General features: G+C 43.9%; 1 protein-coding gene. It reads right to left on the bottom strand.

Annotated elements, in window-relative coordinates; all coding sequences use genetic code 11:
• Positions 1–738: 738 nt before the first annotated feature.
• A partial coding sequence (locus BUC12_RS20235) for a hypothetical protein (protein ID WP_221407230.1) occupies positions 739–1,202 on the bottom strand: 464 nt, incomplete at its 5' end.

Raw genomic sequence — 1,202 nt, forward strand, 5'->3', positions numbered from 1 at the left:
TTCTTTTGTTTCATAATCTGGATAATTAAATGGATAATTAGCGTGGCCACAGGCCATTTTGTTTTTACTAAGCCTGCGGTAACAGCAGGTCATTCATTCATACGAATATTTACAAAATCTTGCAACTTCGGCGCAAGATTCTCCCCCGATTTCAGGTGAGCGGGGCAAGATGGTTTTAAGGCACTTAAAACGTTTTGAGTGTACTCAAAACACATCTTGCTAATGTCTGACGACATTTAAAATCCGCGCAGGGCGGATTTGTCATTTTAGCCGGAATGGGATAGCCTCCGGCTAAGAAAAGGACGCGGTATGCCGACAGGGAAAAGACAGGCATCCGGAGCCTGTCCAATTGCATGAAAACAATCACATATACCTGTACAGGGTGGAATTATTTCCGTTGGTGCAAAGATATGGGCTATTGGAATACCCGGGGGTGGACATGACCGGACAAACGCTACCACTTCCAAGCAGACATGTACATTTTTTCTAAGAGATGCAACCGGATTCGGATAGTTACCAGAAATCATTTACGGACACATCATTTACAGGATATATTGTTGCATAAATGGTGATTCTATTTTGTATAAATAGGACTTTGAAACTGTAATTAGTTATATGTAACCATTTTATCTGAATAGCCGGATGGCTGAAAGGCTGACTCATCAATCAACCGGAGAGCCGGAAGAGGCGCCTGATGTTCGGCTGGCTGATTATTTGATATTTTGGCTGATTGGCTATTTATCCGGTCAACCGGCTGAATGGTTTGCCTTTTAGCTGATTCTCCTTCCGGCAGATTAGCCTTCTGCTTTGTCTTCCGGTTAGCTGATTATTCATCCGGCTGGTTGAATGGTATTTTGGACGTCCGGCCGGCTGATGTATCTGTTGATTATCCGTCCATTCATTTGGCTCTCTGGCTTGTTGCTTCTCTTGCCTTCCGGTTGGAGAGCCGAATGATTGGCTTCCTGGGTGGATGAATGGCAAATCTATCATCTGGCTTCCCTTCCGGTTAGCCCTTCGGCTACCTGATTTTTTAGCCTCCGGGCCTTCCGGTTTGCCACCCAAAATAAAAAAAGGAAGACATGACCGGACAAACGCTACCACCGGGCTAAGAAATGGACCGGGTTCTGAAAAATATAATTTCTTTTGTGTCAAAATTAGCCGGAGGGCATTAGTACACATCTTAAAAAAAATTATCAATATGG

The organism is Indolivaga macrotermitis (genome assembly GCF_900128985.1).
GTDB lineage: Bacteria > Bacteroidota > Bacteroidia > Bacteroidales > Dysgonomonadaceae > Dysgonomonas_A > Dysgonomonas_A macrotermitis.